Here is a 22,769-nt window from a genome sequence, read left to right on the forward strand (position 1 = left end):
TGTGTTTCTAGGATTCCTGTACTGAAGCTTTCTTTTTCTTTTTACGATACTCAAAAAACAACGCTCCTGCAATAAGCAATATAAACAGAAAAGAACTTGTCATAGTAATCATACTTCCGGTTTTTACCACAGGTGGATCAAACTTAAACTCTACAACATTTTTTCCTGCTGGTATAGATAACCCCCTTAAGGTATAATCTACCTGTACATGTGCAACCGGGGCTCCATTTATATAGGCCTGCCATCCAGGATAATAATTTTCAGAAAAAACAGCAAATCCATCTTCGGTATTTGAAGATTCGTACACCAAGTGATTGGGTTTATGCTTGGTTAAGGATATAGATGCCAAACTATCAGTTACAAATTTATTCTTTTCTATACCATTCATAAATTTAGAATGAACAATAGCTTCTTTCTTAGTATCGGTATCTTTTAAAGCTAAAATTTCATCATTTGCAGAGGTTACCTCTTTGATAGCGGCTACAAACCAGGCATTTCCATTTGCATAAGGATTTGTTAATGCCTTTACCCCATCTTCATCTTCAGTAATAATATATTTAACGTTAAACATATTCATTACTCCCACGTCATTTTTCACCAAATAGAACTCATATAAATCTTGTATTCTTCCTGGTTTTGCTGCATGATACCCTCCTAATGCATTATGAAAATAAGAAGCTTTTCCAGAATTAAAAGGGTTTGCTGTTAGATCATAAACACGATAATGTCCTTTATCTTTATCTATTTCTTTATCGGCTTTGTTTGCTCTAAAAGGTTTATTAAACTCTCTGGAAGAGACAAAGTTACTATTGTTAACATATTTCCTATCGATAGGAACTAAATCTATTAGTAGTAAAACTCCAATCGCTATTAGAAAGAGGTTTTCTTTTAATTTTCCTTTTACATAATACCAGCATCCAGTGGCAACCAAAAGAACCAGTACTAAAGAACGTACTGTATCTATAGTAAAAATAGATTTTCTATCTTCTTTTAATGCTCTTACAAAATTAGGGCCTAATTGCTGAATGAATACTCCATCATTTGATCCACTAAAACTAAAAATAACCGATTTAAACAATAGAAAAATTACCGCTATCCCTCCTACTATGGCAGTTGCATATTTTAAAGCTTTTAATTTTGCTTCTTTGTCTACAGAGCTTTTTAAAAACTTATGTACTCCAACAATAGCCAATATCGGAAAACACAATTCTATAATTACTTGTATCGACGATACCGCTCTAAACTTATCATATAATGGGAAATAGTCGATAAACAAAACCGTCAAAAACTTTAGGTTACGCCCCCAGGACAATAATAATGCTAAAACTGATCCCCCGACAATCCACCATTTTAATCTCCCTTTTATAAGAAATAAAGCCAATACAAATAAGAAAATAACTACAGCGCCAATATAAGCCGGAGCACCTATATAGGTTTGATCTCCCCAATAGGTAGGAGCTCTTTCGACAATAGATTTTGCTTGACTAGCCGGCATCCCAAGGTTTAGCAACTCTGTATAGGTTTCAGAATCTGTACCTATATCTTCTGCGCTAGACCCTCCCATAAATCTTGGTATAAACAAGTTAAAAGTTTCTGCAATACCATAGCTATACTCTGTTATATAATCAAAGTCCAATCCTGATGCTACTTTTTCCTTTCCATTTGCCTGTATGGTAAGTCCAGAATCTCCTCTTGTACTGTATTGCGTATATTCTTTTGTTGCCATCAAATTAGTAGCATTAAGCAATAACGAAAAAACAACGGCTATTACCATTACCCCTATCGATTTGAAATATGCTGGTATTTCTTTCTTTTTATAACCATCTATCAAATAAGCAATACCCAATACCAATACCAGTAAAAATAAATAATAGGTCATCTGAAAATGATTGGCGGCGATTTCTAACCCCATAGCGGCGGCCAACAATAGTCCTCCCCAGATATATCGCTTCCTAAAGGTTAAAATAATTCCGCTTAATACCAATGGCATATACCCTATTGCATGTGCTTTTGCATTGTGACCAACCCCAATAATTATTATAAAATAAGTAGAAAAACCAAATGCCAAACTCCCTAAAAATGCGAGTTTATAATCAACTTTCAATACCAATAGTAGAATATAGAAGCCTACAAAATATAAGAATAGGTAATCAGCAGGTCTCGGTAAAAATCGAATCAGTCTATCTAATTTTTTAATATAACTATGAGGGTACTGTGCACCTAATTGATAGGTTGGCATTCCTCCAAACGCATTATCTGCCCAATAAGGCTCTTCACCCGTTTGGTTTCTATAATCTGTTTGTTGTTTTGCCATACCGGTATATTGTACAATATCACCCTGTCTCATTTTTTTTCCACTTAAAACTGGATTAAAATAAGTCAACGATACTATTACAAAACCTAGAACAACAAATAAGTGAAGTAAGATTTTTTTGAAAGGCATGATTTGTGAGAATTTACTAAATGAACCGCCAAATTAATCAATTTCCTCATAATCGATATATTCTCCTACATCTTTATTAAAAGAATTTTTCTTTGTTCTTTTATCTATAGTAACTTCTCCTTCTGTCGATTGCTGTGGTTGCTGGTATTGATTAAAACGCTGTTCGAACTTTTCTCCAGCTTTCTTTGTAACATACTTAAGCAATAGAGGACCGAATAAACGCGTTAATACTTTAAGTCCATAATATACCAAGATTATAATGAGAATTATCTTTAATACCCCTTGCAATGATGCTTCTTGCATAAAATTTTTTTCCAAAAATAATGAACTCTCTATACAAATAGGTGCTGTCTGTCCTAAAAAAATGATAAAATCCGCTATATTTGAACCAAATCAATGGAGTATGAGCCCTAAACATATACTATTACTATTTTCTTTATTTATTTTTGGTCAATTTGTTTCTGCACAGTATACAGAAAAGATCAACACGAATCGCCCAGGAACATCACAAGGTGCATTTTCTGTAGGTAATAATGTATTGCAGTTAGAAGGTGGTTTTGGTTTTGGTAAAGAAAAACATAAAATCCTTTCTACCAAAAGCAATGTTTTTAATTTAGATTATTCTATACGATATGGACTTCTTATAGAACAATTAGAAATTAGATTAAATGGTAAATTTCGCGCCGATGGTGTTACGCAAACTATAGGTGGTGATGAACAAAAAATAAAGAGAAGTAATTTTGAAACAAATACCATTGGAGCAAAATATTTGATTTATGACCCTTATAAAAAACCAAAAGACAAAGATTCTCTCGATTATTCTTCTTTAAAAAGCTGGAAAGAACATCATCGATTTAAATGGAAGAGTCTTATTCCTGCGGTTTCTGCATATTTGGGCGCTAATTTTGTTTCTAAAAACAATCCTTTCACGGCTCCTGATGATGAAGGGTTTAGTCCAAAAATTGTTGTAATGACACAGAATAACTGGACCACAAGTATAAACGGAAATTGGGTGCTTGTTACTAATTTGATCGTAGATAAAATCACTACCAAAGACCCTATTATCGGGTGGATTATCACTTCTACACATACCATAAATGATAAATGGGCTGCTTTTGGAGAATATCAGGGTCAAAAAAGTGATTTTTATAGTGATGATATCATGAGATTTGGTGGGGCATACCTCTACGACCAAGATTTACAATTTGATGCAAATATTGCATTTAATTTTAAAGACACTCCTTCTATATTTACATTAAGTTTTGGAGCTTCTTACCGATTTGATTGGCATAATAAAGATGAAATTATAGAAAAACCAGGGTTAGAAAGCGGTGTTAAAGAAGGTGAAGAAGAGGAAGAAGATGAAGAATTAGAAGAAGATGAAGAGAATTTTGATGAATTCGACGAAAAAGATGAAATTGAAAATGACAGTCTTAAACTAGGAAAAACACCTTTTGTAAACGATTTTGAAGAAGATAATTTTAGGGACGCCATAGAAAAAGATCTTGACGAAAGAAGAACTGAGCAACGACTAGAACGTGAGCGAATTGAAAATGAGAAGATTGCTAAAAAAGAAGGAAAGAAATTTAAGAAAGAAGAATCAAGACGCTTAAAACGAGAAGCTAAAGAAGCACGAAAAGCTGAAAAAGATAAAATACGTGCCGAAAAAGAAAAGCAAAAAATGATCGATGATATTGATGCCGAATTAGATAAAATGGAAAAAGAAAAAGGCGTTGATCAAGAACTGCAGGATATTGATCAAGAACTCAAAGAACTTGAAAAAATGGAAAAAGAGTTCGAAAACGAAGAGAAAAAGACCGACGAGAAAGCTAAAGAAAAAGAAGAAGAGGAAAAGCAAAAAGAACAAGAAGATGAGGATATAGATGCTGAATTCGAAAAATATGAAAAAGAACAGGCTAAAATCAAAAAGGCCGAAGAAAAACGTAGAAAAAAAGAAGAAAAGAAACGTCTAAAAGAAGAGAAAAAGAAGAAAAAAGAAAAGAAGAATAAAAAAGATGACGAATCAGAATTGGACAAAGCATTAGAAGAATTAGAGTAACGTTTTCATTTTAAACATGAGTCGATTATCTAATATTTTTAGTAAATAAATAATCAATATCATATTTTATTAAAAATGATCGATCGGCAATCATAATATTTGTTAAAAGGATTATATATTTGTGATGAATTAGAGATGATATATGATTACGATTAAAGAAATTACTTCAAAAGGAGATTTAACCACATTCGTTAAGTTTCCTTTTGGGCTATATAAAAACTCCCCCTATTACGTTCCTTCTATTATCAAGGAAGAAATAGACGTAATGAATCCTGAAAAAAATCCAGTATTTAAAAATGCGGTAGCAAAATACTTTCTTGCTTATAAAGGTACTACCATTGTAGGGCGTATTGCGGCTATCATTAATTGGATCGAAGTTAAAGAACAAAAAAAGCCTAAAGTGCGTTTTGGATGGTTTGATGTAGTAGATGATATCGAGGTAACCCGTGCTTTATTGGATAAAGTTGCCGAGTTTGGCGCTCAACATTCGTTATCATATATGGAAGGGCCAGTAGGGTTTTCTAATATGGATAAAGCAGGCATACTGGTCAAAGGTTTTGAAGAGTTAAATACAATGATTACCTGGTACAATTATCCATACTACTCTCAACATCTAGAACAATTAGGTTTTGAGCAAGCTGCAACTTGGGTAGAATACAAAATTAAAGTACCTAAAGAGACCAAAGAAAAGGTTATTAAATTTTCTAAAGTCATCAAAGAACGTTACCAACTGCAACTTCTTAAATTCAAAAAAAGTAAAGAAATATTACAATACGCAGATGATATGTTCGAACTACTAAACAAAACTTATAGTAGTTTACAAACATTTGTTCCTATACAACAGTACCAGATAGATATGTACAAGAAAAAATATCTTCCATATCTTAATCCAGAGTACATTACATGCATTGCAGATAAAACAGGAAAGTTAATTGCTTTTTCTATTGTTATGCCATCTTTTTCAAGAGCACTAAAAAAGATGAATGGAAAAGTATACCCATTAAGGTTCTTACATATCCTAAAAGCACAACGTAGAAATGATACTGCTGCCTTCTATCTAATTGGAGTTGATCCAGAGTATCAAAACAAAGGGATTACTGCTCTTATTTTTAAAGAAATGAATGAGGCTTTTTTACGCAATGGTATTGAAATGGTAGAAACTAACCCCGAATTAGTTGAAAATAAAGCAATACAAGCACTTTGGAATGATTATGAACATGAACAACATAAAATGAGACGAACGTTTAGAAAGGATATTTAATCTCTCACAAGAACAATAAAATATTGTAATCACAACTGTATAAATTAATTAAGTATAAAATGAAATCATACTATCTAATTATTATTTATACTGTTTTTTTAAATTGTAATTTAACTCTGGCTCAGTCAAATTCTGATGAATCCGGCAGAGTAGCGTTCTATTTAAAACGATCCAAGGGACTACAACAAAAGAAGCTTGATAGTTCTTTTTTTTATGTAGAAAAGGCTTTAGCTATTTCAAAATCAATTAAGAATGATACTCTAATTGCAAAATCATACCTACAAAAAAGTAGTTTATTTATATTAAAAAAGAATTTTCCTAAAGCTGATTCTTTACTTCAACTTAATTTGAGACAGGAGCTCCCTAAACATATAGAGGGGCAAACTTTACATAATCTTGCCACTATACAATACTATAAACAAGATTTTAAAAAAGCCCTTGACATTTATATTCAAGCAGCAAAGGTTTTAGAGCAATCTAAAAGCCCAAAACAATTGGTAAATACGTATGCCAATATTGGTGCTATAAATGCCGCTCTAAAAAATTTTAAAAATGCACTGATTTATCTTGAAAGAGCTTTACCCTTAAGCAAATCTAATGAGGTTCTAAGGCTTCAGATACTAGTAAATCTTTGTAATATTTATCTAGACCAAAAACTCCATAAAAAATTTACAGATAATATATTTGATTTAGAAAAATTGGCATTAAAATATAAATCAACAAGGGTTCTTTCTGTAGTCTATAACAATCTCTCTAATTATTATACCGATAAAGGTTCTAACTATGACCTAGCAGTTACTTATGGAAAAAAAGCCATTGTACTAAAAAAAGAATTAAACCAATCACACACCTTAAACTTAACCTATAATAATGTAGCGTATTCTTTTCTTAAAAAAGGAGAGTACAAAAATGCAATAGTATATCTTGACAGTGCATTAATCGGGGCTAAAGGCGTTTTGAAGTCTTATATTTACAATAACTATAAAGAAGCACACTTTGGGTTAAAAAATTACGAAATAGCATTACAATATGCCGATCTTAAAGATATTCATAAAGACTCTCTAACGAACTCATTACAAAAAGAAAAGGTAGCAGAATTAACAGAAAAATTCGAATCAGAAAAGAAACAGAATCAGATTAATATTTTAGATACAAAAAATGAATTACAGGCACTAACCATAAAACAACAAAACTATCTTCTTATCACGATACTTATCTTCGGGGTATTAATATTGGTATTAGGATATTTTGGTTTTAAAAACTATAAAACAAAAGAAAAACTAGATAAAATCTTACTTCAGCAAAGGCTAAAAAAGGCGCAACTTAATCCTCATTTTTTATTTAATGCGTTACAAAGTATTCAAAATTTTATTCGTAAAAACGACCAAAGTAAATCAAGCTCTTACCTCTCCAGTTATTCAAAACTAATTAGATTAATATTAGAAAAATCTGATGAAGACTTTATTTCTGTAGAAGACGATAAAATAGCACTAGAGTCCTACCTTAAACTTCAGCAAATTAATCAAACACATAAATTTTCTTATGACCTATTTGTAGAAGAAACTGTCGATGAAGATTTTGACCTCATACCAACGCTAGCTACCCAACCATTTGTAGAAAATGCAATTATACATGGGGTGAAAGACAATAAAAACGGAATTATAAGTATTCGATACTATAAAGAAAATAATACCCTCTTCGTTGCTATAAAAGACAACGGAAATGGTTACACCGTTCTAAAAGATAACTCTAAACGATTACATAAATCTATGAGTACAGATATTATTAGAGAACAATTTAAGAATCTTAATAAAACTTCTAACAATTTTGAGGGAGCTATTAATACTCGATCTTCTACAGAAGGAACAGAAGTCACTTTAAGTTTTACAAGAACTTAGAATAAACGTAGTACTCTCCACTTATGAATATCATTACTTGTTTTATTGTAGAAGATGACATCCAAGCAACCGAGTATGTTACTACTATCCTAAAACAATATAAAAATGTAAATATCATTGGTAGTTCTGATAGTATTAAAGAAGCTGCCAATCAAATCAAAAACCTTCGACCCGACTTTATTATTTTAGATGTGTTTCTAACCGATGGTACTGCTTTCGAATTTTTATCACTTTTTAAAGTAATAGATTTTAAAATCATTTTCACCACCTCTTATGCCAAATATGCTATCGATGCTTTTAAATTTAGTGCTTTAGATTACCTGCTAAAACCTTATGAAGAAAAAGAATTAATCCTAGCTATCAATAGAGCTAAAGATGCTATTCACAATACCCAATATCAAAAACAACTACAAACACTATTTCATAACTTTTCTAGTAAAGAGAAGCTAAAGAAACTAGTACTCAAGAATGCAGAAACCATTCATATTATTAATATTAAAGATATTATTTATGCAAAATCTGATAATAACTACACCACCTTTCTACTCACAAATAAGAAAAAAATAGTAGTATCAAAACCACTCAAATCTTTTGATGATAAATTACGAACTTATAGTTTTTTACGTACACATCAGAGTTTCTTGATCAACATGTCACATATTTCTTCATTCGACCGACGTAAGGATGAAGTAATTCTTAAAGAGGAGTATATCATTCCTGTTGCACAAAGCAGAAGAAAGAAATTAATAGAATACCTTGATGAGTTATTTTAAATTCTCGTTCATCACTATTAAATACTAAAAAAGGGGTAGCAAATTCACATTAACTCTAATTTACATTAATAAGAGCTATAAATTACACCTCAAATAATTCTGTGTAAGCTTAATACATGTATTAGGCTTAGCTTTCTATTAGGGAAAATATAATAACACGAGACACCAATAATTCACATATAATAATTAAAAATTCTTGTTATAAAAGAACAAGAATTAAAACCATATATCACACAAAAACAAAAAAGCAATGATAAAAACAATTGTAGCTGTCACTAGTATTTTACTATTCTTTTCTTGCGGAAAAAACAAAAGTGAAGAAAAAGAACCTGGCTTACTTGATCTAATAGAAAATGTATCTGATCTTAACAAGATCGCTGATGAAGTACAACAAATTGAAGAAGACGGATCCCAACTAGAAAAATCAACTCCTATATCTAATGAATTATTAAGGGCTATTATCCCGGAAAGTCTTCCAGAATACTCTAGAAAAAAAATAGCTATCGGAAATCAATTGATACCAGATATAAGCATGGCAGAAGCAAAATATGAAAATGAAAATGGTGATAGGATCCACTTTTCGATCATGGACGGAGCGGGAGAAACAGGAAGTGCTATGATAGCATTTGCGAGAATGGGATTTTCTAGAGATTTTGAAGAGGAAACAGATACCGGATATAAAAAATCGAGTACTATAAATGGATACAAAGGAGTTGAAGAAGTAATAAATAATGATTACGATAATACTACAGATACCAAAATAGAACTTCTAATTTCTAAAAGGTTTTTGATTACCCTAGAAGGTAATAGACTTTCTGTAGATAAACTAAAAGACTTTTTAGATGAATTTGATTTAAAAGAATTAGAAAAATTGGCAAAATAACCTATCTTATACAAGTAAAGATACACCTATCAATGCATCTATAACCCATGAAAACACAACACTTCAAAATATTTTCGATTTCCTTTTTATTATTGACTAGCACTATTTGTCAGTCTCAGATATTTGAAAAAATAACAAAAAAAGTAAGGGGCATTTCGAATAAAACAAAAAAAGTATCTTTTGAAAAAACCGCAGCTATTTCAACTTCAATAAAAGATACATTATACGGAATCGATTGGCTAGACGAAGATATGTTTTCCACAGAAATAGCAGAAGAGATAAATGGTTCTACCCTTACTCCTGGTTACTATAAATCTACCGTTAGATCTTACTGCTTAAAAGCTGGAGTATACGGACCTACCAAGGGTGATGGATATCAAATTGCTAGATTGAAAGGTAGAAAAGCTAAATTAATTCATTCTATCCTAAAAAAAACGATACAATACCCAAATATTTCACAATCTAATGTACAAACTCTGATATGGGGAATTGAAGCAGGAGCAAAATTTTCTAAATACCCTCTAAAATTCCAAGCCAAAGTAAGGCCACTACTTACCAACAAGGATATTCTATTTATGAATGTAAATTTTGACAAACTAAAAAACAAAGCACTTCCAGAAAAAGTAAAATCTCTCATGAATACATATGCTTCTTTACGTCAAAAAATGCAAAACACGCAGTTAAAATATGACGAAATAGAAGCTATTGCTGTAAAAAAAGGGATACCTCCCATAGGAATAGGCAGTAAAGAAATCAATAAGGGAATTTGGTCATACATTGGTAACGGTTTCTTTTTAAGAGCGTTCCCCCAAGTATACACAACAACAGAAATAGAATTATACAGGCCTGCCAAACTAAGTGTTTCAAAAGATGAAAAAGGAAGAATACATATTATTACAGATGCATCAAATACTATGAAAATAATCTATAATGATGAGCCTGGAGCAGATATATTAGATTATGGACACACAAAGGTTCCTGTCTGGAAAATCAAAAAACTACATTTATCAAATAGTGAAAAACATCGAGATACTATCTTAAACATTAATGCATGGGTGTTTAGAAGTTCACCAGATAATCTAGATGATATTATGACAAAACATGAACCTTCTTCTCCTATGAATATTTTTTCTAAAAAAAAGAAAGGTGGGCCTTTACCTAACGAAGAATTACATTATTTACAAAAAATCGATAACGACAAAAAACCATTATTGGATACTGTAAAAGATCGATTAAAAAAAATGAAAAAATGGTTTAAAAAATTTAAAGAACTAGAAGGGTATGCTAAAGAAATTGATGGTATGAATGAAGTAAAGCCTAATGAACATTATTTAAACGATAAATATCCCAATAAAGCGATCTATGATGGCCTAAAGGCGGTTACAAACCCTGCTGATTTTAAAGGAAAATCGACATGGATACGGAAAAATTTAAAAATGACTATGGACTTGGTTATGAATGCAATATGCGCACTTGAAGATTGCACTAATAACAACCCTATGGATCCAGATTTAGCATCTAATCCTGCACAGCCTGGAAATACTAGTAAACAAAGAATAGGTCTTAGTAATTACAAAAAATAACCTTAAAGAATTGATATATTTTGATACTTTAGCGTACAAATATTGTGGTAATGAATCAAAGTAGTTTTAGTAAAATTTCTAATATACAACTCAAAGAATTTCTAGATGAAAAGGCAGTATTCTATGAACAACCTAAGTTTATAGAAACAGATCCCGTTCAAATTCCTCATCTGTTTTCTCGAAAAGAAGATATTGAAATTTCAGGTTTTCTAACCGCTACTATTTCTTGGGGAAATCGCAAAAGTATTTTAAAAAATGCTCATAAATTGATTACCCTACTAGGAAATAGCCCTTTAGACTTTGTAATGAATCATAAGGCTTCTGACAATCATTATTTTGATGGGTTTGTACATAGGACATTCAATAGTACAGATCTCTCCTATTTTATTTGTGCATTACAGCATTTGTATAATATCCACGGTAATTTAGAGAACTTTTTTAATCAATATGAACAAGAAGATAATCTACAAAATGCAATTCATCATTTTAAGAAAGAGTTTTTTAGTATACCCCATCCACCAAGAACAGAAAAGCATATAAGTGATCCTCACAAAAATTCTGCAGCCAAACGAATAAATATGTTTTTAAGATGGATGGTTCGTGATGCTAAAGCCGGAGTCGATTTAGGGGTTTGGAGCACAATTTCTGCATCTCAATTATCATGCCCATTAGATGTACATTCTGGAAACGTTGCTAGAAAACTAGGATTGCTTACACGCAAACAAAATGATGGAAAAGCGTTAACAGAACTAGACAAAAAACTTCGAGAATTCGATGTAAAAGACCCTGTTAAGTACGATTACGCCTTATTTGGATTAGGAGTTTTTGAAAAATTCTAACCTTAGAATGATTCTAAACATTGACATTAATTTTACGTTCTAAACACTAAGGTGACTTTTCTTTAATAAATATAAAACACTTACATAAAGCCCAACGATGGTGTCGTGGATTAAATTTGTAAAAACAAAAAAATAACACACACATCATGAAAAATTATCTATTTTTCGCCTCTTTAGCTTCTGCTTTGGCGTTAACTTCTTGTGATCTTGATGATCATATCGGTACCCCTAACAACCCTAAAATTGAATTAAAAAACCATTCTAAATCTCCTGTATTAATAGAAACAACTCCAGAATTTTCTGATATAGAAGTATACAACTTACTTTCTTCTGAAGATACATACATACCTAATTTTACGTATGGTTCTATGGCAGATGGTGCTGGACTACTAAGTAATAATGACGGTACATATACCTTAATTAATAATATAGAGGCAGACTATGCTATAGCTAGAATTACATTAGATAAAACTTTTAAACCTATTAAAGGTGAGCATATCCTTAACGCAGTGGCAACAGCTAATACTGCACAATGTTCTGGATCAATGATTACACCATCAGAGCATGGTTTTGGCCCCCTATATCTTTCTGGAGGAGAATGGGGAGGAAACTCTAAAGGAGTATTCGCAACCAATCCTTTTAGAAATGAAGGTGAAGCATCGGCTGCCAGAATGCTACCTGCTTTAGGGCAATGGTCTACAGAAAATGCAGTTGCCTTAAACAAGAAAGCATATCCAGGAAAAACTGTTGTTTTTATTGGAGATGACAATAGTAACAACGAAGTTCCTTCTGGTCAATTAGGAATGTATGTTGGTAAAAGAGGAGATTTAGATAGTGGTAAATTATATGGATTAAAAGTAACTTCACCTGGAGTAACTTATGAAATGGATATGGAAGAAGGAGTATCCTATCAAATGGAATTCGTAGAACTTAATGAAAAAGATATTGATTTATTAGATGCAGAAGCCAAAGAAAAGGGTGTTATGGGATTCTCTAGATTAGAAGATATCGATTGGAGAAGAGGAAACAAAAGAAATAACAGAGAATTATACTTGGCTGTTACGGGTAGAGATAAACCAGGATTAATCGGAAAAGGAACTCGTTCTGGAAGAATCTATAAAGTAGAATTAAACCCTTACAACCCTCAAGGGCCTGGTAAAATCACTTGTATCTTAGATGGTGATAAAGAAGGTGGTATTGCAGAAGCTTTTCATAGTCCAGACAATATTACAGTTACTAAAAATTACGCTTACATTCAGGAGGATCCTAACGGAATTCAGGATTTCAAACCAGCGGCAGATCACTATGCAAGATTATACCAATACAACTTAAACACCGGAGCGTTAAAAGTAGTACTAGAGTGTGATCAAACAAAAGCTACAGCAGCAGGGTATGGTAACTTAGATAAAATGTGGGAAATAACTGGTATGATCGACATTTCTGATGTGATTGATGTTGATGATACTTTCCTACTAATAACTCAAAATCATGGTTGGGAAAAAGCAGACGGAACAGCATTTACAGATCCAAAAGCAAACCCAGACGTAGCTAACAGCCGAAAAGAAGGAAGTATGCTATACGTGATCAAAGGATTAAATAGATAGTATGACATTAGTATCGTTTAAAAATAATAAAGGGGCTTATTTTTTTATAAGCCTCTTTGTGCTATTATTAATTTTAATTTCCTGCACAAAAACCAAAGAAACTAAACAAATAAATACCGAAAAAATACCCTATCATACATTGATAAAAAAACAATTTATGGCAGATATTGGCATGGCTATTAATTTGTTGGATAGTGCAAAAATTAATTCAGCCAATACCAAAAAATATTTTTTAAAATCAAGAACGTATTTTAAAAAAATGGAACCCATCCTGGCATCGTTAGACATAGAAAATTATGGTTTCCTAAACCAACCAAACATTTTAAAGATTGAAGAAGAAGATTATACAGATATAAAAATTAAAGACCCTAGCGGTTATCAGGTATTAGAAGAAGAGATATTTACCGAAGAAATGGATTCTATTAAGGTGCTTAAACATCTTAATTTAGTTACCAACAGATTAAAATTAATTAAGCAAAATATCAGCTTTAAGCATCTACAGACTTATCACTTTTTATGGATATTACGAAAGTCAATTGTTCAAATAGCAGTGACAGGAACCACAGGATTTGATTCTCCTGTGCTCGAAAATTCTTTAGAGGAGTCCAAAACGGTGTATAAAAGTCTAAAAACATATCTATCTTTATTAGAACACGAATTTGTTGATATAGAACTTTTAAAAAAATGGAATGATGAAATTGATACTTGTATTCAAACATTAACATCTGATTTTAATACTTTTGACAGGTATAGTTTCATCAAAAACCACACACACAAACAATTAACATTGTGGAATGAGACGGTTGCGGATTGGAATGTAAACTTTCCTTTCGAACTAAGCATCAAAAATAATGCGACTTCCCTATTTTCTAATAATACCTTTAATCATACTTTTTTTGCAGATAGAAATGCCGGAAAAACTACGCCAGAAAAAATAGAACTAGGCAAAAAGTTATTTTATGACACTAATTTATCGGCCAATAAAAAAATAAGCTGCGGGACTTGTCACCTTCCTGAAAAAGCATTTACCGATGGACTAAAAATAGGAAAAGGAGTTACAAGAAATACCCCTACCCTTTTATATGCAGGATTACAACAAGCTTTTTTTTATGATAAAAGAGCTGGTAGTTTAGAAGGTCAAATTATTGCAGTTGTTCAAAACAAGAATGAGTTTCATACAGATCTTAAAACACTAGAAAAGACAGTCACAGAAGATAATGCATACTTACAAAGTTTTAATAAAGTATATCAGACAGAAAAAATTAGTGATGCACATATTCGAAATGCAATAGCTAGTTACATAAGAAGTCTTACTCCTTTTAACTCAAAATTTGACCGAAATATAAACACAAAAGAAAATACACTTACAAAAAGTGAAATTAACGGTTTTAATCTTTTTAGTGGTAAAGCAAAATGTGCTACTTGTCACTTTGCTCCATTATTTAACGGTACAGTACCTCCTAACTATAGAGAGTCTGAAATAGAACTTATAGGAACTCCAGAAAAAAATGATACTATAAATGCCAAAATAAGTAAGGACTTAGGCAGATATCATGTATACAAAACAGATCAAAGAAAACATTTTTTTAAAACACCAACAGTTCGAAACACAAATCAAACAGCACCTTATATGCATAATGGTGTTTATACTTCTTTAGAAGAGGTTCTTGATTTTTATAATCGTGGTGGTGGCGTTGGAATAGGAATCGAGAGTGAATACCAAACACTACCTCCAGATCCTTTAAACCTAACACCACAGGAAATAAAAGATATCATTGCTTTTATAAAAACACTAGATGATGATGTAAGTAAATACTAATAAACTATATATTTTGTTGTTGACACCTATTTTGAAGCTCACTTTAAAAAAAATGCTCAAAATAGGTGTTTTTTATTAATAGAGATATACTATTCTTGCATAATTTACGTTATGATTTCTTTATGAACTATAAATGCATATAAGCTTTTTATTTTTACCCCAAATACAATTATAGCTTTTCACAATGTGCATTTTTACCTAAGCTATAGGCTCTTTTTTTAGGGAAAGTGATACTATACTAATGGAAAACCGTGAAAATCTACGGTATTAACGCAAAATTATTACGAAATACTAAAAAACTCGTAATATCTAAGTATTTTTTGTTAATTTTATTAAGAATTGAGTATTGATAATCAATACATTGGAAAAGGATGATATCACCTACTATACCCATTAATGAAAACTTCAGACTAGAAGCATTAAGATCATTGGATATTCTGGATACCGAATCTCAGAAAGAATTTGATGAGATTACCGCTTTAGCTTCCTATATCTGCGATACCGATGTAGCTCTAATTTCATTAGTAGATAGTGATAGACAGTGGTTTAAATCCAAACACGGAATAACCACTTGTGAGACACCTCGTAAAAATTCACTTTGTTCTCATGCAGTCTTACATCCAGATGCGCCTTTAATTATTAAAGATACTCGCAAAGATCCTCGTTTTAACTCAGAACCAATTTTTCTTGAAGGTAGACCTGTTATTTTTTATGCCGGAATTCCATTAATAGATACTAATAATTTTGCTTTAGGTTCTCTATGTGTTATGGATAATAAGCCAAGAGTACTTAACAAAAAGCAAATAGAATCCATTAATTCGTTAGCAAAACAAGTAATTGTTCTTTTCGAATTGAATAAGAAAAATAGAGATCTTCAAAAAATTCAGAATCAGCTAGAGAAAAAAAACGAATCATTACGTGAATTTGCAAGAGTAATCTCACATGATTTAAAAACTCCTTTAGCAAATATTATTACGTCTACAGATTTATTAAAGTTAAAACTCACGAGCAAATTAGATGAAGAAAGTCTAGAATACTTTAAGTATATAAAAATATCTTCTTTTTCGATGAGTAATTACATAAGTGACATTCTAGAGCATTATGAAAGTGATAATTTACTAAATAATAAACCCGAAGAGTTTTATTTAAACCATCTCTTAAAGGATATTATTAATTTATTAAGTATAAAATCAAACGTGGTCATTAATTTCCCTGAGCATGACCCAGTCCTGGAATGTAATAAACTGGCACTTAAACAAGTTTTATTTAATCTTATCGTAAATAGTGTTAAATACAATGATAAGGAAAAGGTTATTATATCTATAGAATCTTCAGAAGATGAGAATTTCTTTTATTTTAGAATTACTGATAATGGAATGGGGATTCACCAGAGCAAACTAGCTACTGTTTTTGAGCTTTTCACTACAGCCAATGTAACCGACAAAGACGGAAACAAAGGAAACGGTATTGGTCTTTCTACTGTAAAGAAACTTGTTGAAAAACAAGGAGGAACTATCAATGTAACCTCAAAAGAAAACGTATTTACCACTTTCGAGTTTTCAATTAGTAAAGTAGTAGTTTCTTTATAAAAAACAACAATACCTTATTTTTTGATCGTTCGATTAAGTAACCAATAATCTACCAAGACCAATGCAGCCATAGCCTCTACAATAGGTACTGCTCTAGGAACAACACAAGGATCATGTCGCCCTTTACCTTGCATAGTTACAATGTCTCCTTTTTTATCTATGGTTTCCTGATCCTGCATAATGGTGGCTACCGGCTTAAAAGCAACATTAAAATAGATATCCATTCCGTTAGAAATTCCACCCTGTATCCCTCCAGAAAGGTTTGTTTTGGTGGTACCATCAGTATTAAAAAGATCGTTGTGTTCGCTTCCTTTTAGTGCCGCGCCCTCAAAACCACTACCATATTCAAAACCTTTAACAGCATTAATAGATAACATTGCTTTTCCTAGCTCTGCATGTAATTTATCAAATACAGGTTCTCCCAAACCAACAGGAACACCAGATATAACACAACTTACAATACCACCAACTGTATCGCCTTCTTTTCTTATTTGTTTAATATAATTCTCCATTACACCAGCAGTTTCTGTATCTGGGCAACGTACAATATTACTTTCGGTTAAAGAAAAATCAATCTCTGTATGATTTTTTTTAAGTTTAATTGGTCCAACTCCACTTACATAAGCATTGATTTGTATCGATGATAAAACTTGTTTGGCAATGGCACCCGCCACTACTCTACTTGCTGTTTCTCTGGCAGAAGAACGTCCACCACCTCTATAATCTCTTACACCATATTTTTGGTCATAGGTATAATCTGCATGCGATGGCCTGTACGAATCCTTGATATGTGAATAGTCTTTAGACTTCTGATTTGCATTTTTTATAGCAAAACCTATTGGGGTACCTGTAGTAACACCTTCAAAAATACCAGAATAAAATTCTACTGAGTCTGGTTCTTTACGTTGTGTAACAATAGCTGATTGGCCTGGCTTACGACGATCTAACTCTGCTTGTATAGCTTCTAGATCTAATGTAACTCCCGCAGGGCATCCATCAATAACGCCTCCTATTGCAACTCCATGTGATTCCCCAAAAGTGGTAAGTTTAAATATATTACCAAAAGTATTTCCTGCCATGCAAAATGATTTTTTGCAAATGTAATTGTTAATATTTAAAAATCCTCTAGTAAAAGGATACAAAAACATTTCAGTTTTATAAAAAATAAAGAGGTATTTATTAAAATAATTTTACAACAATCATTTTTAATGCCTTAACATACTGATAAAGACTTCATAACAATATACTTACAGTTTATTAACTTAAGGTTTAGCTTTACTTCTTTACTTTGAATAACTATTAGATTTTATGAAAAAACGTACTGTAGAACTTGTCGTAATTTCAGACATTCACTTGGGCACTTATGGATGCCAAGCCAAAGAACTTCTTACTTATTTAAATAGTATCAAGCCAAAAACATTAATTCTTAATGGCGATATTATCGATATCTGGCAATTTAGAAAGCGTTACTTTCCTAAAGCACACCTTAAAGTAATTAAAAAGATTATTTCTTTTGCTTCTAAAGGGACAGAGGTGATTTACATTACAGGTAATCACGATGAGATGCTTCGTAAATTTAGTGATACTGAAATGGGCAATTTTAAGCTTGTTGATAAACTGGTATTAGAATTAGACGGAAAGAAAGCCTGGTTTTTTCACGGAGATATATTTGATGCATCTATACAAAACGCAAAATGGCTTGCCAAATTAGGAGGCTGGGGTTATGATCTACTCATTCTTTTTAACCAACTCATCAATTGGTTTTTGGTAAAAATGGGAAAAGAGAAGTTTTCGCTATCCAAAAAAATTAAGAATAGTGTAAAAAAAGCTGTCAAATATATTAATGATTTTGAAGATGTAGCAGCAGAATTAGCTGTAAAAAACAAATACGACTATGTAGTTTGTGGTCATATTCACCAGCCACAAATGAGAAAACATACTGATAAAAATGGTTCCTGTTTCTACCTTAATTCTGGTGATTGGATCGAGAATCTTACCTCTCTGGAGTATCATGAGCAAGAATGGAAATTGATACACTATGAAAAAGAAGCTATGGAGTCTTATGCAGAAGTAATAGAAGAGTCAGAAAACCTTTCTATAGAGCCAGAAACTTTACAAGCTTCTTTCATGATTAACCACATGATTACTTCAGTAAAGAAATCTTAATTAGAGCTTCTATTGAGTTAATTTTCAAACCATCATAAAACCTCTCTAATGAAATCTATTAAAAAATTACTCCTGCTAACAGTTTTTACTGTCATTACCTCCTGTCAATATCTTGATGATCCTTCGGGAGGCCCTATTTCTGTACCTCCTCAACTTGTATTAGAAGAAAATGTACCCTATCCACTTCCTTTTTCGGTTTTGGCATCTATAGAAAATGATGTCGAAATACGTAATGGTGGATATGGATCTGCTGCTACTGCACATCCACAAAGAAAAGGTGAATTTTATGCTATAACAGATCGAGGCCCTAATACCGATTTTTTGGGTGGAAAAAAGTTTCCGGTGGCAAACTACACTCCTAGAATAGGTCATTTTGCAGTGCTTGCAAATGGTAACATAGCACTAAAAAAAGAAATTCTACTAAAAAACCCTAACGGTATTCCTATAACAGGGCTTCCTAATCCAGAAGGAAAAGGTGCAACTGGAGAAATTCCTTATGATATTGATGGTAACCAATTACCGTTTGATGATTTTGGATTGGATTCTGAAGGATTGGTAGCTCTCAAAGATGGTACTTTTTGGGTATCTGATGAATATGGGCCTCATATTGTTCACTATTCTGCTCTGGGAGTCGAGCTAGAACGTATATCGCCTATTGGAGTTAATAAAGAAAATGGAGGCAGAAAAATACCAGCTGTTTTTGCAAACAGAAGACCTAATCGCGATATGGAAGGTTTCGATCACTCCAGATGAAAAAATCCTGGTAGGTATTATGCAATCTACCTTATACAATCCTGTAAAAATAAAAACAGACCTTACTCGTATTGTTACTTTTAATCTTAATACTGGCAAAACAAAGCAATACCTATACAGGCAAGAAAAATCTAATCTTTCTAACTCTGAAATCGTAGCATTATCGAATACAGAATTTCTTGTGGTAGAAAGGGATGGAAAATTTTCTGGAGCAGGAATAGCTCAAAAACGTATTTACAAAATAGATCTATCCTATGCAACCGATGTTACAGGAGAAGACATCAAAGCAGTGAATGGGTTATTAATAAATGGTAAAACTATTGAAGAATCCAGCTGGGAAGAGATCAAAAATGCAGGCATACAACCTGTATCAAAAATTTTGATAACAGATTTGGTGTCAAAAACGGGATATCCTCATGATAAACTAGAAGGAGTTTGGTTAACCTTAGGGTGCTAAAACGATGATGATAATGAAATCATAGAACAAAAAATATTACCAAATACCGCTTCAAAAATTGATGCTAGTTCTTTGTATATGATTCATGCAAATTTCTAATTGCAACACATATCATAAAAAAAAGGTGTTGAACTAACACCCCCTTTTCTTGTAGCTTATGAAACTATTTAAACTGTTTATCTTTTAATACTTTGTATCTTGTTCTTCCTACGGGTAACATCTCCTGATCATGTAATTCAGCCATATATTTACTACCAGAATATACTTTTATTGCCTTTATTGCTGTAATCTTTACTATATAGGATTTATGTATTCTTATAAAATCATCTGGTAATAACTGTTCTAGTTTTTCTAATGATTTGTCATGTAAAAAACTAGTATCATTATCTAAGATCAACTCTGAATACACTCCGGCTCCTTTTATATATCGTATAGTATCTATACCGATTAATTGTACCTCTCCCCTTTTTTTGACAGCCAATACCTTTATATCCTTTGAAGATATACTTTCTTTGGCAAGTACTCTGTTAAATGCCAGATCTAACCGCTCTTTATTAAAAGGCTTATGTACAAAATCTAAAACACCATACTCAAAAGCTGTAAGCGCCTGATCTTTATGGGCAGATATAATAATAGTATGAAAAGCTTCTGAAATAGTAGTTTTTAACAAATCAAAACCATTGTCACCGTTAAGATTCAAATCCAAAAGAACCAGGTCTAGTTTATTTTCTTTAATAAATGCTATTCCATCTTGTAATGAGTCGACATGAGTGATAATATTTAGCGTATTAAGAAAAAACTCTTTACTCATTCGTAAAATTCTCTTGGCGATTCTTAATTCATCTTCTATAATTAAAATATTCATATAAATCAGTTATAAATAGTAATTGTGTTTACCCATCCTGTATTCGTTTTTTCGGTATCAAACTTCCATTTATCCCCATAACTTTCAGTTAATCTAGCTTTTATATATTTATTGCCTGTACCATCCTTTAAACGTTTGTTGGTAACTCTGGGAATAGCAAAGGTAGAAAGTGTATAAGTTATGGCTTTATTAGAAATTGTATTTGTTAGTAAAAAACGAATACTTCTATCTTGATTAGGAATACAATGGGTAATCCCATTTTCTACCAACGTATGCAGTATAGCGGGTGGTATTTTTTTGCTATCATCAATAGCATTATCTTCCCAAAAATAAGAGATTTCTTTTCGATATCGCATGATACTTAAATAACTTTTACAAAGCTCGATTTCTTGCGTTATTGGGATCAATGTTTTATTTTCTATTTGATTAAAAAGATCAAACTCTTTGGCCAATGCCTCTATAAATTGTACTCCCTGCTTAGGAGATTCTTCTACCCAATCTATTAAAGAGGTAAGTGTATTCATCAAAAAATGAGGCTGAATATTTTTCTTTAATAGTTCTAGTCGAAGACGTGTAGATTGTACCAATGAATTTTCATAAGCCAATCGTTGTTCTTTGGTTCTAACCGATAGTATATAAAACATACCTAATAGAATTAAGCTAAAACCAATAAAAAGACTAAAATCATAGTACATAAACTGATCTATCAATCCGCATAGTAGTATCATCACCAAAACAGTAATGGCCCCACTAATTTTTTTATACACCCCATATATTGCGATTGCACAAGATGTAAACCACAATGCTACTGCCAAATTATAAGCAGTATGATCATAATTTTCATGTTGTATACAAAAAATGAATATCAATACTCCAGCGTATAATAGCAATAGTTTTTTCTTTTTGGGAAAAGGAAATTGTAGTGAAAAATATAACGGTACTAAAAAAGCAATACAAAGTGTCAACATTCCTATAACTTCTAGTCTTAAATGGTGTTTACTATAATGTATAGGAACATAAAACTTAATATACTCCATAATAATCAATGCAAAAAAGAGAAAACAACTTATACTAAATATAAGGATAGAAACTCCTTTTTTTTCACTTAAAAAAAGGAAGAAAAAATACAATGATGCTATCAAGAAGAACCCTGCAAAAACATGCATAAAAGCAGTCCAAATAAGATTATTTCTTAAAAGGTATTCATAATCATCTATATAAAAACGAAATCTACCGGTATAATCTGGATAATGATATACACTTTTTCTTATGGCCAAAATATGCGTTCCTTTAGCTGCCAAAGAATCCGGAATTCTAAACATAGCCCACATATGCCCATTAGTTTCTACTTCATCTTCTTCTCCCGGATTTCCATTTTTACCAATCATCACTCCATCCCAGAACAGCTCATACTCTCCAAAACTATCCATTTGAATACCCAATGACTTAAAAGGTTTATTGGTATTAAGTAATTCAACTTCTTTCCTCCCCCAAAAAATTTCATTTCCCTGAATCTGAACTTCATTTTTTTCCCAATCCGTATCATCCATATTTTTTGATGCCCAGGTAGGATCATCACCTTTTTTATAAACCACCTGTTTTTTAGAACGATATGAAGAAGAAGAATTATAACAAGACGAGATTAATAGCAAACAAAATATACAGAGAAGACGACAGATCAATTTTAAATTTTGGTTCATACGATTATCAGCAAATATTATGATGTAAAATTACTATAAAGATAGAGTAACTTAGAGTTGTTTACCAAGGTATAGAG

Annotated in this window: 18 protein-coding genes; 13 read left to right on the forward strand and 5 right to left on the reverse strand. The window is 31.8% G+C overall.

The window, feature by feature from the left end; genetic code table 11:
* Positions 1-7: 7 nt before the first annotated feature.
* Complete coding sequence (locus tag ABW636_RS05735; RefSeq protein WP_367588999.1) at positions 8-2,347, reverse strand: YfhO family protein; 2,340 nt, start codon at positions 2,345-2,347, stop codon at positions 8-10.
* Between the two features lie 129 nt (positions 2,348-2,476).
* Positions 2,477-2,746 (reverse strand): DUF4834 family protein, encoded by a 270-nt coding sequence (locus ABW636_RS05740; RefSeq protein WP_367589000.1) that lies wholly within the window; start codon positions 2,744-2,746, stop codon positions 2,477-2,479.
* Positions 2,747-2,846: 100 nt separating this feature from the next.
* Between ABW636_RS05740 and ABW636_RS05745 the strand changes: the two genes are divergently transcribed.
* The 10 genes from ABW636_RS05745 (at position 2,847) to ABW636_RS05790 (ending at position 16,751) form a co-directional block, all read left to right on the forward strand.
* The gene (locus tag ABW636_RS05745; protein WP_367589001.1) at positions 2,847-4,502 is read left to right on the forward strand and encodes a transporter; all 1,656 of its coding nucleotides are present in this window, start codon (positions 2,847-2,849) and stop codon (positions 4,500-4,502) included.
* A 142-nt stretch (positions 4,503-4,644) separates the two neighbouring features.
* Positions 4,645-5,763: a GTP cyclohydrolase gene (locus tag ABW636_RS05750; RefSeq protein WP_367589002.1), complete on the forward strand. Its 1,119-nt coding sequence runs from the start codon at positions 4,645-4,647 to the stop codon at positions 5,761-5,763.
* A 59-nt stretch (positions 5,764-5,822) separates the two neighbouring features.
* On the forward strand, positions 5,823-7,661 hold the full coding sequence (locus ABW636_RS05755) for a tetratricopeptide repeat protein (RefSeq protein WP_367589003.1): 1,839 nt from the start codon (positions 5,823-5,825) through the stop codon (positions 7,659-7,661).
* Between the two features lie 23 nt (positions 7,662-7,684).
* Positions 7,685-8,434, forward strand: a complete 750-nt coding sequence (locus tag ABW636_RS05760) for a LytR/AlgR family response regulator transcription factor (RefSeq protein WP_367589004.1) — start codon at positions 7,685-7,687, stop codon at positions 8,432-8,434.
* A 250-nt stretch (positions 8,435-8,684) separates the two neighbouring features.
* The gene (locus ABW636_RS05765) at positions 8,685-9,317 is read left to right on the forward strand and encodes a hypothetical protein (protein ID WP_367589005.1); all 633 of its coding nucleotides are present in this window, start codon (positions 8,685-8,687) and stop codon (positions 9,315-9,317) included.
* A 47-nt stretch (positions 9,318-9,364) separates the two neighbouring features.
* Positions 9,365-10,900 (forward strand): hypothetical protein, encoded by a 1,536-nt coding sequence (locus ABW636_RS05770; protein WP_367589006.1) that lies wholly within the window; start codon positions 9,365-9,367, stop codon positions 10,898-10,900.
* 50 nt (positions 10,901-10,950) lie between these two features.
* Complete coding sequence (locus ABW636_RS05775) at positions 10,951-11,739, forward strand: TIGR02757 family protein (RefSeq protein ID WP_367589007.1); 789 nt, start codon at positions 10,951-10,953, stop codon at positions 11,737-11,739.
* Between the two features lie 146 nt (positions 11,740-11,885).
* Positions 11,886-13,343: a PhoX family protein gene (locus ABW636_RS05780; RefSeq protein ID WP_367589008.1), complete on the forward strand. Its 1,458-nt coding sequence runs from the start codon at positions 11,886-11,888 to the stop codon at positions 13,341-13,343.
* Between the two features lie 157 nt (positions 13,344-13,500).
* Positions 13,501-15,162 carry a cytochrome-c peroxidase gene (locus tag ABW636_RS05785; protein ID WP_367589009.1) on the forward strand — a complete coding sequence of 554 codons (1,662 nt, stop codon included), beginning with the start codon at positions 13,501-13,503 and terminating at the stop codon, positions 15,160-15,162.
* Positions 15,163-15,533: 371 nt separating this feature from the next.
* Positions 15,534-16,751 carry a sensor histidine kinase gene (locus tag ABW636_RS05790; RefSeq protein WP_367589010.1) on the forward strand — a complete coding sequence of 406 codons (1,218 nt, stop codon included), beginning with the start codon at positions 15,534-15,536 and terminating at the stop codon, positions 16,749-16,751.
* A 14-nt stretch (positions 16,752-16,765) separates the two neighbouring features.
* Here the strand turns inward: ABW636_RS05790 and aroC are convergent, their stop codons facing one another.
* Entirely contained in the window at positions 16,766-17,830 is a 1,065-nt protein-coding gene (aroC, locus tag ABW636_RS05795) for a chorismate synthase (protein ID WP_367589011.1), read from the reverse strand.
* Between the two features lie 229 nt (positions 17,831-18,059).
* On the opposite strand from aroC, the gene ABW636_RS05800 reads away from it, so the two are divergent.
* From ABW636_RS05800 to ABW636_RS05810, 3 genes are read left to right on the forward strand one after another with little or no spacing between them, the layout of a single operon-like run.
* On the forward strand, positions 18,060-18,917 hold the full coding sequence (locus ABW636_RS05800; protein WP_367589012.1) for a UDP-2,3-diacylglucosamine diphosphatase: 858 nt from the start codon (positions 18,060-18,062) through the stop codon (positions 18,915-18,917).
* 48 nt (positions 18,918-18,965) lie between these two features.
* Positions 18,966-19,670 (forward strand): esterase-like activity of phytase family protein, encoded by a 705-nt coding sequence (locus ABW636_RS05805; RefSeq protein WP_367589013.1) that lies wholly within the window; start codon positions 18,966-18,968, stop codon positions 19,668-19,670.
* Positions 19,618-20,127, forward strand: a complete 510-nt coding sequence (locus ABW636_RS05810) for an esterase-like activity of phytase family protein (RefSeq protein WP_367589014.1) — start codon at positions 19,618-19,620, stop codon at positions 20,125-20,127. Before ABW636_RS05805 ends, ABW636_RS05810 begins: the two co-directional genes overlap by 53 nt.
* A gap of 163 nt (positions 20,128-20,290) precedes the next feature.
* Here the strand turns inward: ABW636_RS05810 and ABW636_RS05815 are convergent, their stop codons facing one another.
* Together ABW636_RS05815 and ABW636_RS05820 are read right to left on the reverse strand one after the other, a co-directional pair.
* The gene (locus tag ABW636_RS05815) at positions 20,291-20,992 is read right to left on the reverse strand and encodes a LytR/AlgR family response regulator transcription factor (RefSeq protein ID WP_367589015.1); all 702 of its coding nucleotides are present in this window, start codon (positions 20,990-20,992) and stop codon (positions 20,291-20,293) included.
* Between the two features lie 5 nt (positions 20,993-20,997).
* The gene (locus ABW636_RS05820; protein ID WP_367589016.1) at positions 20,998-22,587 is read right to left on the reverse strand and encodes a histidine kinase; all 1,590 of its coding nucleotides are present in this window, start codon (positions 22,585-22,587) and stop codon (positions 20,998-21,000) included.
* Positions 22,588-22,769: the final 182 nt, after the last annotated feature.

The organism is Aquimarina discodermiae (assembly GCF_040786235.1).
Taxonomy (GTDB): domain Bacteria; phylum Bacteroidota; class Bacteroidia; order Flavobacteriales; family Flavobacteriaceae; genus Aquimarina.

Bases quoted from the DNA above. Each gene is read 5' to 3' on its own strand.
- ABW636_RS05750 (WP_367589002.1), top strand. From the start codon at position 4,645: ATGATTACGATTAAAGAAATTACTTCAAAAGGAGATTTAACCACATTC.
- ABW636_RS05765 (WP_367589005.1), top strand. From the start codon at position 8,685: ATGATAAAAACAATTGTAGCTGTCACTAGTATTTTACTATTCTTTTCT.
- ABW636_RS05805 (WP_367589013.1), top strand. From the start codon at position 18,966: ATGAAATCTATTAAAAAATTACTCCTGCTAACAGTTTTTACTGTCATT.
- ABW636_RS05780 (WP_367589008.1), top strand. From the start codon at position 11,886: ATGAAAAATTATCTATTTTTCGCCTCTTTAGCTTCTGCTTTGGCGTTA.
- ABW636_RS05770 (WP_367589006.1), top strand. From the start codon at position 9,365: ATGAAAACACAACACTTCAAAATATTTTCGATTTCCTTTTTATTATTG.
- ABW636_RS05800 (WP_367589012.1), top strand. From the start codon at position 18,060: ATGAAAAAACGTACTGTAGAACTTGTCGTAATTTCAGACATTCACTTG.
- ABW636_RS05735 (WP_367588999.1), bottom strand. From the start codon at position 2,347: ATGAGACAGGGTGATATTGTACAATATACCGGTATGGCAAAACAACAA.
- ABW636_RS05755 (WP_367589003.1), top strand. From the start codon at position 5,823: ATGAAATCATACTATCTAATTATTATTTATACTGTTTTTTTAAATTGT.
- ABW636_RS05745 (WP_367589001.1), top strand. From the start codon at position 2,847: ATGAGCCCTAAACATATACTATTACTATTTTCTTTATTTATTTTTGGT.
- aroC (WP_367589011.1), bottom strand. From the start codon at position 17,830: ATGGCAGGAAATACTTTTGGTAATATATTTAAACTTACCACTTTTGGG.
- ABW636_RS05740 (WP_367589000.1), bottom strand. From the start codon at position 2,746: ATGCAAGAAGCATCATTGCAAGGGGTATTAAAGATAATTCTCATTATA.
- ABW636_RS05760 (WP_367589004.1), top strand. From the start codon at position 7,685: ATGAATATCATTACTTGTTTTATTGTAGAAGATGACATCCAAGCAACC.
- ABW636_RS05785 (WP_367589009.1), top strand. From the start codon at position 13,501: ATGGCAGATATTGGCATGGCTATTAATTTGTTGGATAGTGCAAAAATT.
- ABW636_RS05775 (WP_367589007.1), top strand. From the start codon at position 10,951: ATGAATCAAAGTAGTTTTAGTAAAATTTCTAATATACAACTCAAAGAA.
- ABW636_RS05815 (WP_367589015.1), bottom strand. From the start codon at position 20,992: ATGAATATTTTAATTATAGAAGATGAATTAAGAATCGCCAAGAGAATT.
- ABW636_RS05790 (WP_367589010.1), top strand. From the start codon at position 15,534: ATGATATCACCTACTATACCCATTAATGAAAACTTCAGACTAGAAGCA.